We start from the raw sequence: 13293 nt of genomic DNA, 5'->3' as shown, positions 1-13293 counted from the left end.
AATTATGAATCAAAGTTTACAAACAGCGTTTTCTTGTTCTTCCTTTCTTCTCTCCTATCCTGAACAAGGATGGAGAGAAGCACTTCCTCATTTACAAAGTGATATTCAAACTATCCAACATGAGGAAATTCGCACCACCCTTACAACATTTATCGAACAAGCAAAGCAAAAAACAAGTGGCGAATTAATTGAAACATATGTATATACATTTGATTTTGGCAAAAAAACAAATATGTATCTCACTTATATGAATACTGGTGAACAACGAGAACGCGGAATTGAACTACTAGAACTTAAACAACACTATCAACAAGCAGGCTTCGCTGTTACAGATAAAGAACTGCCTGATTATTTACCGCTTATGTTAGAATTTCTCGCAAATGCTGGTGAAGAAGATAGTGAACTGATCATGAAAAAATATGAAAGCAATATCGAAGCATTGCATCAACAATTAAAAGACATAAACAGTATGCACGAACCAATTGTCCGATGCATCCTTACTGCTATTCGTGCATGGCAGTATGAAATAAACTAGAAAGGAGTACGACAAAGATGATGGATCAATTTTTATGGGTACTCTTTCCGTATATCATTTTAGTCATTTTCATTGGTGGACATATTTTTAGATACAACTACGATCAATTTGGTTGGACATCAAAATCTAGTGAACTATTAGAGAAGAAAATGCTCCGAATCGGAAGTTTACTATTTCATTTTGGTATTATGTTCGTAATTGGTGGGCATGTCATGGGAATTTTAATCCCTGAATCCGTCTACAGCTCTCTCGGCATTTCTGAACATACGTATCATATAATGGCAATTAGCTTCGGCCTTCCAGCAGGTATTGCTTCTGTAATCGGATTATTCATTTTAACGTATCGCCGCTTTACCGTAAAACGGATTATTGCAACGAGTACAACCGGAGACTATATCGCTCTCATCTTGTTGCTTATTGTAATGCTCGCAGGACTTTCTTCTACATTTTTAAATATCGATTCAAACGGTTTTGATTATCGAACAACGATTAGCCCATGGTTCCGCAGCCTCTTTATTTTCCAGCCTAAAGCGGAATATATGGCGGAGGTGCCAATTTGGTTTAAAATTCACATCATTGCCGCTATGGGACTGTTTGCAACATGGCCATTTACAAGACTTGTTCATGTCTTTAGCGTACCAGTGAAATACTTACGACGCAGTTATATCATTTATCGGAAAAGAAAACCGATAAAATTTTAATAAAAATAAAAAAGTGTGCAGCACCTTGATTGCACACTTTTTTATTCCTGCTCTATTTGTGTTCGATACTGCTTTCCCCAATCACGCATCATTATGATAATCGGAATTAACGACTTTCCGAATTCCGTTAACGAGTATTCAACCTTCGGAGGTACTTCCTTATATACTTCACGGTGAATCACACCATCAGCCTCTAGCTCTCGTAATTGTCTCGTTAACATTCGCTGTGTGATACCAGGCATCAATCGTAAAAATTGATTAAAGCGAATTTCTCCATTTATTAAATGAAATAGAATAACACCTTTCCATTTTCCACCGATTACATCTAATGTTACTTCTACTGAGCAACGATGTATATTCTCTTTCTCCATCTCATCACTCTCCATTAGTATACATTTTGATACTATATGTCAAAAATGTGCGTACTTACATCTATAATGATACTATAGTAAAATCTATTTTGTAATCAACTTACTAAGAGAAAGTAAATTATCAAAAGGTGGTTATTGAAATGAAAAATACAAAAGAAGAAATTTTAAAAGCATATCAGTTTAGACATGCGTGCAAAGTATTTGATGTAAATAAAAAAATCTCTGATGAAGATTTTCATTTTATTCTAGAAACAGGTCGTCTTTCTCCCAGTTCATTTGGCTTTGAACCTTGGAAATTTGTCGTGATTCAAAATCAAGATCTTCGCAAAAAGCTCCTGCCGATAGCATGGGGAGCACAAAAACAATTACCAACAGCCAGCCATTTTGTTGTGATATTAGCTCGAAAAAAAGAAGATATGATGTATAACTCTTCTTATATTTCTAACTTCATGACAAATATCCAAAGACTTCCACAAGACGTGGTGAATGTGAAAGGTGATTTTTATAAAACGTTCCAAGAATCCGATTTCAATTTATTAGAAAGTGATCGTGCTATGTTTGATTGGGCTTCTAAACAAACGTACATTGCTCTAGGTAATATGATGACTGCAGCTGCTCAAATCGGTATCGATTCTTGTCCTATTGAAGGCTTTCATCAAGAAAAGGTAGAATCGCTTTTACGCGAAGAAGGAATTATGTCTGGAGATACATTCGGTGTCTCTTGTTTAGTGGCTTTCGGTTATCGATTAGAAGAACCACAACATGAAAAAACCCGTCAAACAATGGATATGGTTGTTGAATGGATTAAATAGAGCATCTATCAGTGGGGAGTTTTCCCTCTCCCACTGATGGATACTTTTTCATAGAAGTAATCAGCCCGCACTTCTATGAAAAACCTACTCCAAAATCTGTATTCTCTGTACTAGGAGTTGCTTGAGGAACTGCTTGTAAACCGCTCCCGCTGCTACTACTTGAACTATTACTTTGGCCACTGCTTGGGCTACTTCCTAGTGCAGCGCCTCGTGTAATCGTAGTCGTCACTGTATCTCCAGGGCGTAAACAAACTTGATTTGTATTCCCGATAACGACGACAACATCCATACATGTTGGTCCTGTTGATCCTGTAAATGTTTTCGAAGCAACAAACGAAGTATCTCGCAAATTATCTCCTGTGAAAATATTCCCAGAATTATTAACAATAACAAATTCCTTAATACAAGCCCCCATTTTTATACAACCTTTCTACATAAATCCATTTTATTTTTTCAACATATAAGTCGCTGCTATGCAGAACAAAACATGACCACTACTTGCTTTCTCCCTTTGTTTTAAACCTCGCATGTGGCAGGAAAAGGCCCTGACCATCTCTATGCACGGCCAGATGCCCTCGTCCCCCCTAAAAGGAAAGGGGTTTTTATGTCGTTTTTTTAACTTGTATATATATTATGCTCCTGCCGTTAAACTTGTCTCTAGCGGTGGAATAAATTCAGTACCTGTTGGTACGCTCGGCGGCATTAACTTCCCATTTAAGAATGTCGCAGAGCTTGATCCACCAGCGCCGCTAAATGCCTTCGTCGCAAAAAATGGAGAAAGATTGTAGCAATTCCCCATATTGATTGCTCCTCTATTGTTTATGACTTTGATTTTTCGAATAAGTGAATTCACTCTTGAACCACCTTCCTTAACAATATCTCGTGCTTTCTACACTGTATGCAAAAGAAAAAAACTTGAAACGGACGCGTTTCAAGTTTTCAAAAGAATTATTACATTTTAACAAGTAGTAGATGAAAGATTTTATTTTATCCCGCATTAACGGGCAGTATAGTGGGGATGCACAGGGAAGAAAACTGCCCGTAAAAGCCCGATTGGGAGGGCTAATAATCAGTGGGGATGAACCCCCCCACTGATTAAAGTTTCACTTTATTTCTCCTTCATACTGCATCATACCGCCAACCATGTTCAACGTCTTATAACCTAGTTCATTTAAATAATGACAAACATTTTCGCTGCGCATACCAGATCGGCAAATAAAAATATATTCATTTTCTTTATCAAAGAAGTCTAATTTATGAGGAATATCACCCATTTTAATATGCACTGCTTCTGGAATTTTCCCATATTCTACTTCTTCATCTTCACGTACATCTACTAAAAAGAGCGTTTCTCCTTTTTCTAAACGCTCTTGTACTTCTTCTGGCATAATTGTTTTCACTTCAGTCATAAACTCTCCTCCTTCTTTCTCCTCAATTTTAGCATGCACCACTGAGAAAACAAGTTATGTGTAAAAGCTACATAATACTTGAGATCCGCTGATTAAGAAATTGATGCACTTTCCCTGCAAATAAATGCGTCTCAAACACACCTGCCATATGTCCGTATATACTTTCAATTTCATATACTTCTGCAAATTTCCCATTCTTTCTCAACAATTCAACCATCTTATAATTATAACGGGGAGGCTGCAGTAAATCTTGCTTACAAGGAATCATAAGGACACTCGCTTCTACTTGCTGAAGCGCTTCTTCTAATGAAGAAAACCCGTGAGCAATATCGTGTAATAAAGTTGCTTTTGCGGTGTACATCCATGAATTTGCATCAACAAAGGAGATATTCTGTAATGTAGCCTCATTAATTGCTTCTTCAAATGAAGTTAATGTACAAAAATCTTGATACGGCGCAGATTCTGTACTGTCCCGCGGAAATGTCGTTTCATAATAGTGAGCATCATATGCATTTATAAACATCATTTTCGCTGCTAAGTGCAGTCCTTTTACAGGCTGCTGCTCCCCATAATTTCCCTCTTTCCAAGCTGGGTCTAATTGAATTGCATCGATTGCATGTTGCAAAACATTAATAGACGTTACAACTGGATTTTGCGGATTTGTAATCACGCCAACCATTCGTTCCATCATATGCGGATAATGAACGGCCCATTGCTGAGCAATCATACCTCCAGCAGATGGACCAATAACCGTATGCAGCCTCGTAATTCCCATATCCTTTATTAATTCATATTGAATGCGAGCCATATCAAGAAACGTGAAGACTGGAAATTCCATTCCATACTCTGCGCCTGTTTCCGGATTTATCGTTTTTGGTCCTGTTGTCACAACATCAGAATTTTTCACTTGTACATTACAAAGATTATCTGTACAAATAACAAAATATTTATTTGTATCAATTGCTTTTTCTGGTCCAATTAACTCATCCCACCAACCTGGAACCTGGTCTTGCTCTGTATACTTTCCTGCCGCATGACTCGTTGCACTAAAGTAATGACAAACTAAAATAGCATTTGACTTCTCACGGTTTAGCATACCGTATGTTTCATAGCCAATTTGGATTGGAATTGATGTACCGTTTTCAAATGTAAATTTCTCTAATCGAAATACTTGCTTTTGTATATATAACATCTTTTCGCCTCCTTATGTAACACCTCGTTTCTACGTGTACAAATGAAGTGTACTACTGAAGACTATTCAAAAAATGAAGCCATATTTCCTTTATTCGTTTGATTATTATTCCATCGAAAACGAATCATTCGTAGCCTCACTATGTATACAAAATTTTTTATCTTGCTATTCACGATCAATAAGGCCGTTTCACTTTTTCACACACAAATATATGCATAATATATAAAAATTCCCACAGACTAAAGTTATCTTATTTGGATAAAGAGGGAATACACATGTTTTTCAAATGGTTTCGCAAAAAAAAGCACAATAATGCGCAAGCAGAAAAGAGCAATACGAGTACGAAAAAGGAACAAAATGAACAAACCAAAAGCAATCAAGTAGCGCAAACGAAACAACAGACAAACCAACAGACAAATCAACAGCAAGCTCAATCGAATAAACAACAGACAAATCAACAGCAGACTCAATCGAACAAACAACAGACAAATCAACAGCAAGCTCAAGCGAATAAACAACAGACAAATCAACAGCAGGCTCAATCGAACAAACAACAGGCAAATCAACAGCAAGCTCAAGCGAATAAACAACAGACAAACCAACAGCAGGCTCAATCGAACAAACAACAGGCAAATCAACAGCAAGCTCAAGCGAATAAACAACAGACAAACCAACAGCAAGCTGCAACTAATCAACAATCAAAGCAAAGTCAAAACAGCATTTTCGATTTTAGTAAGCCAGAGCACGAAACTGCTTATTCACTACAAGAACTGATCCAAAAATTACAAGAATCAAGCGATTTTGTTCACTATCATACTTCTGAAGACCCAGCTAAGCCTTATTGGATCTCCTATTTTCGGACGTCAATGGATGGTATGCGATTACAAAATTATTTAATGCCTGCTTTATTGCACCATACTGCGCCAACACTAGAAGAAATAAAAGCAATGGTTCCAATCAGCGGACTCATTATTACAAGTGACGTAAAAAAAATTGAAGAAATGGTTTTAAAAGGGCATGCTATCATTCAACTACACGAGCATGATACGGAATGTTTACTTGCGAATATCGCAATTGAGAAATACAGATTACCAACTATACCATTAAACGAATCAACAGTTATCGGACCGCAAGAAGGATTTGTAGAGGATATCGATACAAACATTAACCTTGTTCGAAAACGGTTGCCAGTTCTGGAGTTAAAAACAAAAGAACTCTTAATTGGAGAATTATCCAAAACGAAAGTCGTTATCATGTATTTGAATAATATAGCAGAAAAAGAAAACGCTACATATCTAGAAAATGCCTTAAACACAATGCAATATGAACAAATTAATGATAGCTATTATATTCCCCAGCTAATGGGCAATACATCTATTTTCCCAACATTTATTAATACAGAACGGGCTGATCGTGTCAGCAACGGGCTCATTGATGGAAAAATCGCTATATTTGTTGATGGCTCACCAAATGTTTTGTTATCACCTGTATCTCTACTGGATTTCTTCATCTCTCCAGAGGATTACAGCGTGTCATGGTTTTATGCAACTTTTTCCCGTTTATTACGCTTTATCGCAGTTACGTTTTCCATTTGTGCAACGCCCCTATATGTAGCTGTGCTTAGTTATCACTATGAATTAATTCCTAGTGATTTGCTGGAGACATTAATTTTATCGCGGGCACAAGTACCATTTCCTCCTATAATAGAGGCTATTTTCCTAGAGTTAGCTATTGATCTTCTTCGGGAAGCAGGAGCACGTTTACCAGTGAAAGTCGGACAAACACTCGGCATTGTAGGCGGTATCGTAATTGGACAAGCGTCTGTCCAAGCAGGATTAACAAGTAACATTTTGTTAATCATTGTCGCCTTATCTGCGCTTGCATCGTTTATTACACCGATTTATCAAATGGGCAATGCCGTTCGTTTACTTCGCTTTCCCTTTCTCATACTTGCTGAGTTATGGGGATTATTAGGAATTTCTTTAGGATTTATCTTTCTATTAACACGGCTTTTTCGATTATCATCTCTTCGAAAGCCGTATGGGTTTGTCTATCCATTTCGCAAACAGTCGACAAAAGACTCTTTCGTACGAATGCCATTATCTAAAATAGATCAGCGCGGGGTCCAAGCAAGGCCACAACATGCTGGTCGTTATATAAAGGAAGTGTTTCAAAAACGTATGACAGATTTCGATGAGTAAAAAGCGAGGAGCGCATATGAGTACAGTTAAAATCAACTATAAAGTATCTCCCATTTTTGTTTTTTTCTTAGTCCATAGCGCGCAATTCGGTGTTGGTGTTCTTGGATTTGCACGTGTTATTGCAAAAGCTGCCGGATACGATGCATGGATGGGGGTTCTTATTGCGGGTATAATCATTCATATTCTTATGTGGATGATATACCGTTTATTAGAAAGTATAAATGGAAACTTGATTACATTACATCAACATCTATTTGGAAAGTGGATAGGCAATGCATGCAATGTAATTTTTATGGCATATTTCTTTCTTGTCAGCGTCTCCGTTATGCGCACGTACGTAGAAATTATTCAAGTTTGGATGTTCCCAACGGCATCTACATGGAAATTAACAATCTTTTTATCCATACTTAGCTATTATATTATTTCATCCGGCTTTCGGGTTATGACCGGAATTTGTGTTGTTTCTGTCGTTGCTACATGCGGATATATCATGCTGCTATTTGTGGTCATTAAATATGGAAATTTCGGAAATCTATTGCCTGTATTTTCTCATTCTTTTGGAGAGATTTTAAAAGCAGCTCAAGCATCGACTTATACAATGATTAGTTTTGAAGTTATTTTGATGATGTATCCATTTGTCAAAACGCCTGAGAAATCTCATAAATTTGCACAATATGGTGTTTTATTTTCTAACTTTTTATATTTATTAAGTACAATCCTTGCTTTTGCCTTTTTTAGCGAAAAACAATTGTCAAAAACAATTTGGTCACAGCTCTCTATTACACAAGTCATTCATCTTCCTTTCATTGAGCGTCTAGAATATATTGCAATCTCAGGCTATGCACTCATTGTCATTACAAGTATTATCTTACCATTATGGGCTGCAACAAGAGGATTACACGAAGTCTTTCATGTAAAACAAAAGTATATATTAATTTCTTTATTATTTATAACTGTCATTATTTCACAACTCCTAACAGAACGGCATGACATTAATAATTTTATTAGTCAAGTCTCAAAAGGAAGCTTTTGGATTGTTTTTGTGTACATCCCAATCTTATTTCTTATAATGTGGGTGAAAAAGAAATGGAAAACATTAAGAAACAAGTAATATTCCTTTTTAGTTTTTGCTTACTTTTTACAACAGCATGTGTCCCAAAAAGTATCATTGACGACATTAGCCTCATTCAAGGTGCTGTTTTCGATGTCGCTCCAAATACAGATTCAAACCGTGAAAGATTAAAAGTGACTTATGTTTGTCCAATTCAAAGAAAAGGGAATAAAGTACAAGTACTTCAAGGCTATGGAAATACAATTAAGCAAGTTAAAACAACAACCTCTTTAGAATCTGGACAACCTCTTGCAAGCGGACAAATACGCGTTACTCTTTTCACAGAAAAATTGGCTAAAAAAGGCCTCTCTGGTGTATTTGATACGCTTCTTCGTGATGTAAATATCGGGAACTTAGTATATGTTGGTATCCTTGAAGGAGGCGGCAATGACGAAGGTGAGAAACTTTTATCAGGCAAATACAACACTGCTTCTAACGTAGCAATTTACCTCAAAAAAATGTTAGAACAGAATATGAAAACAGGTGTTGTACCAAACGATAATTTATACATGCAAACTTTTCGATATTATCGTGACGGACAAGATACGTATATGCCTATATTAAAGAAAAAAAAGAAAAGCATTAAAGTTACAAGTATGGCTCTTTTCAAACAAGATAAATATGTAGGAAAAGTAGAAGAAAAAGATATGTTTCTTTTTAAAACGCTACTCGATAAAAGTCAAATGGAATCACATGAATTTAAAACACAGTTAGGCTATACGATAATTAACAATATTCGTTCTTCTCCTTCTTATCATGTATATGTACAAGGCGGAAAACCTTCCTTTGTCATTCACGTAAAAATGGCAGCACGTATTCAAGAAATTTCCAAACATACGAACTTAGAAAATAAAAAAAATGTAGAAAAAATACGAAAAGACATTGAAAAGAGCTTGAATGCAGATGGAGCAAAATTAGTAAAAAAGCTTCAATCACTAGGTGCAGACTCGCTTGCTTTAGGTGCAAGATTTAAACAACACTATAAGCCTTTCAAATTAAAAGAATGGCGAAAAATGTACAAAGACGTTCCAGTAAAGGTAAAATATACGGTCGATATTACGAATTCAGGAGTTATTGAGTAAAACATTTGATCCTCTTCCCGAAATAAAAACTGGTTAGAGGATCAAACGCAAAATGGCTTTTCATATTTCATTTTATTCCCTATACTCAAAGTTAAGAGTTGAAACGGGGGAATCTCATGCCTAAAAAATTAATAAAGCCTATATTACATATCATTCTCTTTTGCACCGTCTTTTTATTTGCTCATACATATTTAAAAAACGCTTCCTTTACACGTTATCTCCTTGTGACAGTACCGATACTTATCATTGGAATGTTTGGAATAGATATCGCACTATCCTTAACAGAAAAGGAAGAATAACATTTGCAAAAGTAGAATATACACTGCCCTAACCTAAATCATGTTACAATAACAATCGGAAAAGAACGAGAAAGGATGAAACAACATGACAATCGAAAAAGGTTTAGATAAAGGGTACGAACTTGTTGCGAAAATGCATGAAGTATTTGGTCACCCTGTTGCAGATACACCAACAAAATTAACAGAAGAGCGTGCAAAAATTCGTGCAAGCTTCATGCAAGAAGAACTAGAAGAGTTCTTAGAAGCAAACACAGTTGAGGATCAATATGATGCACTAATTGACTTAATTTACTTTGCATTCGGAACGTTTGCCGAAATGGGTGTACGTCCTGATAAAGGGTTTGAAATTGTAAACAATGCAAACATGGCAAAATTATTCCCAGACGGTAAACCACGCTTCCGCGAAGGTGACGGCAAAATTTTAAAACCTGAAGGATGGGAAGCGCCAGAACCACAACTTCGTGCAGAAATTGAGCGTCAACGTCAAGAAGCAAAAAAATAATATATGATTTCCATTTGAAAAGGAGCCACCTGTTAAATGGCTCCTTTTCTCTATTTCTTTTTCGAATCTCCCATTTGGGGTTGCTTTCCTTTCGAAGCATTTGCATCGAAATTAGGCTGTCTTTGACCAGTATTATTACTTCTTCCTTTACCCATATGTAACACCCCCTTCTTCTTTATCATTCCCAAATAAAAAATCTCCTTGCATAGAAGGAGATTTTACATAGTTGATAAATTTTACATTTTATTGGCCTTGATACGGCATGCCATAATGATGGCCATGGTGATGATGATGCGGATGATAAATAACATGTTGATAGCCATGGTGATGATGTGGATAATGATGATGATATGGATGATACCCCACATGATGATAACCATAAGGATAGCCTCCATGTGGATAATGTCCTACTTGCGTTGGAGGAAATACCCCCATACCGTATGGACTAGGCATTTGGCGTTGTTCATAATAATTCATTCGGTTCACCTCTTCTTCACGATTTAATGTGTCGATGTTATCATATTGCAAAAAGAGAAATAGGTGTTTGTCTATACTATAATTCCGCTTTAATATGCGAAAAAAGGCACCTAAAAATAGGTGCCCTTTTTCATTAGTTTGCTACGATATTTACAAGTTTTCCAGGAACAACAATTACTTTTCGAACTGTTTTCCCTTCAATTTGTTCTTTAATTGCTTCAAGTGCAAGTTGTTCCATTTCTTCTTTTGATGCGTCTTTTTTCATTGTTAGCTTCGCACGTACTTTACCCATGACTTGAACAACGATTTCAACTTCATCTTCTACAAGTTTAGACTCATCAAATGTTGGCCAACTTACATATGAAACTGTTTCGTTATATCCAAGCTTGTTCCAAAGTTCTTCCGCAACGTGTGGTGCAACTGGCGCTAACATTTTCACGAAACCTTCTACATATTCTTTTGGAAGTGTTTCTGCTTTATATGCATCGTTAATAAATACCATCATTTGAGAAATCGCCGTGTTAAAGCGAAGCTCTTCATAGTCTTCTGTTACTTTCTTCACTGTTTGGTGATATACTTTTTCAAGATTTTTGTTTGGTGCATCAGTAATTTTCTCGTTTAGTTCACCATTATCTTGAACAAATAGACGCCATACGCGGTCTAAGAAACGACGAGCTCCATCAAGGCCATTTTCAGACCAAGCAATGGAAGCATCTAATGGTCCCATAAACATTTCATATAGACGAAGTGTATCTGCACCATGGCTTGCTACGATATCATCAGGGTTTACAACGTTCCCTTTTGATTTACTCATTTTCTCGTTGTTTTCTCCTAAAATCATACCTTGGTTAAATAGTTGTTGGAATGGCTCTTTCGTTGGAACAACGCCAATATCATATAATACTTTATGCCAGAAGCGTGCATATAGTAAATGAAGTACCGCATGCTCCGCACCGCCGATATAAATATCAACTGGAAGCCATTGTTTTACTTTTTCAGGATCTACAAGTGCTTCGCTGTTGTTTGGATCAATGTAGCGTAGGTAATACCAGCAGCTACCTGCCCATTGCGGCATTGTATTTGTCTCGCGGCGACCTTTCTTACCAGTCACTGGATCAACCACATTTACCCACTCTTCAATGTTTGCAAGTGGAGATTCGCCTGTACCAGATGGACGAATGTTCTCTGTTTTTGGAAGAACTAATGGTAATTCTTCTTCTTTCACAGCTGACATTGTGCCGTCTTCCCAGTGGATAATCGGAATTGGCTCACCCCAGTAACGTTGACGGCTAAATAACCAATCACGAAGACGGTACGTTACTTTTTGATTTCCTGCGCTTGTTACTTCAAGCCATTCAATCATTTTCGCAATCGCTTCTTCTTTATTTAATCCATCTAGGAATGCAGAGTTAATATGTGCACCATCACCTGTATGTGCTTCTTTCGTAATGTCTCCGCCTTCTACAACTTCTTTCATCTGCAGTTCAAATGTTTTCGCAAACTCATAATCGCGCTCATCATGTGCCGGAACCGCCATTACTGCACCTGTTCCGTAGCTTGCAAGTACATAGTCAGCGATCCAGATTGGTAATTTCTCACCGTTTACTGGGCTAATCGCATAAGCACCTGTGAATACACCTGTTTTTTCTTTCGCAAGCTCTGTACGCTCTAAATCACTTTTCGCTTTTACAGAATCAACATAAGCTTCTACTGCTTCTTTTTGCTCTGCTGTTGTAATTTCTGCAACAAGTGCGTGTTCTGGAGCAAGCACACAGTATGTTGCACCGAATAATGTATCTGGGCGCGTTGTAAATACAGTAAATTTCTCATCTGTACCGTTGATAGCGAAGTGAACTTCAGCACCTTCAGAACGGCCAATCCAGTTGCGCTGCATATCTTTTAAGCTCTCTGGCCAATCAAGCTCATCTAAATCTTCTAGAAGACGATCTGCATAAGCTGTAATTTTCAGCATCCATTGTCTCATTGGACGACGCTCAACAGGATGTCCGCCGCGCTCACTCACGCCATCGATTACTTCTTCGTTCGCAAGTACCGTACCAAGTGCCGGGCACCAGTTTACTGGTACTTCATCAACGTATGCTAAACCTTTTTCATATAGTTTTAAGAAGATCCATTGTGTCCACTTGTAGTACGTTGGATCTGTCGTATTTACTTCACGATCCCAATCATAAGAGAAACCTAATGCTTTAATTTGGTTTCGGAACGTGTTAATGTTTTTCTCTGTAAATTCAGCTGGGCTGTTTCCAGTATCAAGCGCATATTGCTCAGCTGGAAGACCGAACGCATCCCATCCCATTGGATGAAGAACGTTATAGCCTTGCATACGTTTCATACGAGATAAAATGTCCGTTGCTGTATATCCTTCTGGATGTCCTACGTGCAGCCCTGCACCTGATGGATATGGGAACATATCTAGTGCGTAAAATTTTGGTTTGTCTGTTTCATCTGGCGTACGGAATGTTTTATTTTCTTCCCAATACGCTTGCCACTTCTTTTCAATTTCTTGATGATTGAAGCTCATGAAATACCCTCCATTCAAATTTTATATATTTTTCACCGCCAAAAATACAAAAAACCCCT

Annotated in this window: 15 protein-coding genes; 8 read left to right on the top strand and 7 right to left on the bottom strand. The window is 37.2% G+C overall.

Going from position 1 to position 13293, the window contains the following annotated elements; all coding sequences use genetic code 11:
- Positions 1 to 4: 4 nt before the first annotated feature.
- On the top strand, positions 5 to 535 hold the full coding sequence (gene narJ, locus WAZ07_RS00300; protein WP_336470865.1) for a nitrate reductase molybdenum cofactor assembly chaperone: 531 nt from the start codon (positions 5 to 7) through the stop codon (positions 533 to 535).
- Between the two features lie 17 nt (positions 536 to 552).
- A complete protein-coding gene (gene narI / locus WAZ07_RS00295; protein WP_336470864.1) occupies positions 553 to 1236 on the top strand; it encodes a respiratory nitrate reductase subunit gamma in 684 nt (227 codons plus the stop codon).
- 41 nt (positions 1237 to 1277) lie between these two features.
- Here the strand turns inward: narI and WAZ07_RS00290 are convergent, their stop codons facing one another.
- Positions 1278 to 1607, bottom strand: coding sequence for a winged helix-turn-helix transcriptional regulator (locus WAZ07_RS00290; protein WP_336470863.1), 330 nt, complete (start codon positions 1605 to 1607; stop codon positions 1278 to 1280).
- A gap of 140 nt (positions 1608 to 1747) precedes the next feature.
- Between WAZ07_RS00290 and WAZ07_RS00285 the strand changes: the two genes are divergently transcribed.
- The gene (locus WAZ07_RS00285) at positions 1748 to 2419 is read left to right on the top strand and encodes an NAD(P)H-dependent oxidoreductase (RefSeq protein ID WP_090918762.1); all 672 of its coding nucleotides are present in this window, start codon (positions 1748 to 1750) and stop codon (positions 2417 to 2419) included.
- Positions 2420 to 2492: 73 nt separating this feature from the next.
- Here WAZ07_RS00285 and WAZ07_RS00280 read toward each other — a convergent pair whose 3' ends face one another.
- The 4 genes from WAZ07_RS00280 to WAZ07_RS00265 all read right to left on the bottom strand — a co-directional run bounded on the left by WAZ07_RS00280 (position 2493) and on the right by WAZ07_RS00265 (position 5020).
- On the bottom strand, positions 2493 to 2834 hold the full coding sequence (locus tag WAZ07_RS00280) for a hypothetical protein (RefSeq protein ID WP_336470862.1): 342 nt from the start codon (positions 2832 to 2834) through the stop codon (positions 2493 to 2495).
- 216 nt (positions 2835 to 3050) lie between these two features.
- Positions 3051 to 3272, bottom strand: coding sequence for a spore germination protein (locus WAZ07_RS00275; protein ID WP_336470861.1), 222 nt, complete (start codon positions 3270 to 3272; stop codon positions 3051 to 3053).
- Positions 3273 to 3522: 250 nt separating this feature from the next.
- On the bottom strand, positions 3523 to 3828 hold the full coding sequence (locus tag WAZ07_RS00270; protein WP_336470860.1) for a rhodanese-like domain-containing protein: 306 nt from the start codon (positions 3826 to 3828) through the stop codon (positions 3523 to 3525).
- 67 nt (positions 3829 to 3895) lie between these two features.
- Positions 3896 to 5020, bottom strand: a complete 1125-nt coding sequence (locus tag WAZ07_RS00265) for an alpha/beta fold hydrolase (RefSeq protein ID WP_336470859.1) — start codon at positions 5018 to 5020, stop codon at positions 3896 to 3898.
- A gap of 275 nt (positions 5021 to 5295) precedes the next feature.
- Here WAZ07_RS00265 and WAZ07_RS00260 point away from each other — a divergent pair, with 275 nt between their 5' ends.
- The 5 genes from WAZ07_RS00260 to WAZ07_RS00240 all read left to right on the top strand — a co-directional run bounded on the left by WAZ07_RS00260 (position 5296) and on the right by WAZ07_RS00240 (position 10215).
- Positions 5296 to 7221 carry a spore germination protein gene (locus tag WAZ07_RS00260; protein WP_336470858.1) on the top strand — a complete coding sequence of 642 codons (1926 nt, stop codon included), beginning with the start codon at positions 5296 to 5298 and terminating at the stop codon, positions 7219 to 7221.
- A gap of 16 nt (positions 7222 to 7237) precedes the next feature.
- Positions 7238 to 8332 carry a GerAB/ArcD/ProY family transporter gene (locus WAZ07_RS00255; RefSeq protein ID WP_336470857.1) on the top strand — a complete coding sequence of 365 codons (1095 nt, stop codon included), beginning with the start codon at positions 7238 to 7240 and terminating at the stop codon, positions 8330 to 8332.
- The gene (locus WAZ07_RS00250; RefSeq protein WP_336470856.1) at positions 8308 to 9414 is read left to right on the top strand and encodes a Ger(x)C family spore germination protein; all 1107 of its coding nucleotides are present in this window, start codon (positions 8308 to 8310) and stop codon (positions 9412 to 9414) included. Before WAZ07_RS00255 ends, WAZ07_RS00250 begins: the two co-directional genes overlap by 25 nt.
- A 116-nt stretch (positions 9415 to 9530) precedes the next feature.
- A complete protein-coding gene (locus WAZ07_RS00245) occupies positions 9531 to 9713 on the top strand; it encodes a hypothetical protein (RefSeq protein ID WP_336470855.1) in 183 nt (60 codons plus the stop codon).
- A gap of 85 nt (positions 9714 to 9798) precedes the next feature.
- On the top strand, positions 9799 to 10215 hold the full coding sequence (locus WAZ07_RS00240) for a pyrophosphohydrolase domain-containing protein (RefSeq protein WP_336470854.1): 417 nt from the start codon (positions 9799 to 9801) through the stop codon (positions 10213 to 10215).
- A gap of 243 nt (positions 10216 to 10458) precedes the next feature.
- On the opposite strand, the gene WAZ07_RS00235 is transcribed toward WAZ07_RS00240, so the two are convergent.
- Positions 10459 to 10692 carry a hypothetical protein gene (locus tag WAZ07_RS00235; protein WP_336470853.1) on the bottom strand — a complete coding sequence of 78 codons (234 nt, stop codon included), beginning with the start codon at positions 10690 to 10692 and terminating at the stop codon, positions 10459 to 10461.
- Positions 10693 to 10825: 133 nt separating this feature from the next.
- Positions 10826 to 13234 (bottom strand): leucine--tRNA ligase, encoded by a 2409-nt coding sequence (gene leuS / locus WAZ07_RS00230; RefSeq protein ID WP_336470852.1) that lies wholly within the window; start codon positions 13232 to 13234, stop codon positions 10826 to 10828.
- Positions 13235 to 13293: the final 59 nt, after the last annotated feature.

The organism is Bacillus bruguierae (assembly GCF_037104725.1).
GTDB lineage: Bacteria > Bacillota > Bacilli > Bacillales > Bacillaceae_G > Bacillus_A > Bacillus_A bruguierae.
This window is presented reverse-complemented; position numbering and strand designations above follow the sequence as displayed.

Coding starts and splice junctions, on each gene's coding strand:
- narJ (WP_336470865.1), top strand. CDS start 5: ATGAATCAAAGTTTACAAACAGCGTTTTCTTGTTCTTCCTTTCTTCTC.
- narI (WP_336470864.1), top strand. CDS start 553: ATGATGGATCAATTTTTATGGGTACTCTTTCCGTATATCATTTTAGTC.
- WAZ07_RS00290 (WP_336470863.1), bottom strand. CDS start 1,607: ATGGAGAAAGAGAATATACATCGTTGCTCAGTAGAAGTAACATTAGAT.
- WAZ07_RS00285 (WP_090918762.1), top strand. CDS start 1,748: ATGAAAAATACAAAAGAAGAAATTTTAAAAGCATATCAGTTTAGACAT.
- WAZ07_RS00280 (WP_336470862.1), bottom strand. CDS start 2,834: ATGGGGGCTTGTATTAAGGAATTTGTTATTGTTAATAATTCTGGGAAT.
- WAZ07_RS00270 (WP_336470860.1), bottom strand. CDS start 3,828: ATGACTGAAGTGAAAACAATTATGCCAGAAGAAGTACAAGAGCGTTTA.
- WAZ07_RS00265 (WP_336470859.1), bottom strand. CDS start 5,020: ATGTTATATATACAAAAGCAAGTATTTCGATTAGAGAAATTTACATTT.
- WAZ07_RS00260 (WP_336470858.1), top strand. CDS start 5,296: ATGTTTTTCAAATGGTTTCGCAAAAAAAAGCACAATAATGCGCAAGCA.
- WAZ07_RS00255 (WP_336470857.1), top strand. CDS start 7,238: ATGAGTACAGTTAAAATCAACTATAAAGTATCTCCCATTTTTGTTTTT.
- WAZ07_RS00250 (WP_336470856.1), top strand. CDS start 8,308: ATGGAAAACATTAAGAAACAAGTAATATTCCTTTTTAGTTTTTGCTTA.
- WAZ07_RS00245 (WP_336470855.1), top strand. CDS start 9,531: ATGCCTAAAAAATTAATAAAGCCTATATTACATATCATTCTCTTTTGC.
- WAZ07_RS00240 (WP_336470854.1), top strand. CDS start 9,799: ATGACAATCGAAAAAGGTTTAGATAAAGGGTACGAACTTGTTGCGAAA.
- WAZ07_RS00235 (WP_336470853.1), bottom strand. CDS start 10,692: ATGAATTATTATGAACAACGCCAAATGCCTAGTCCATACGGTATGGGG.
- leuS (WP_336470852.1), bottom strand. CDS start 13,234: ATGAGCTTCAATCATCAAGAAATTGAAAAGAAGTGGCAAGCGTATTGG.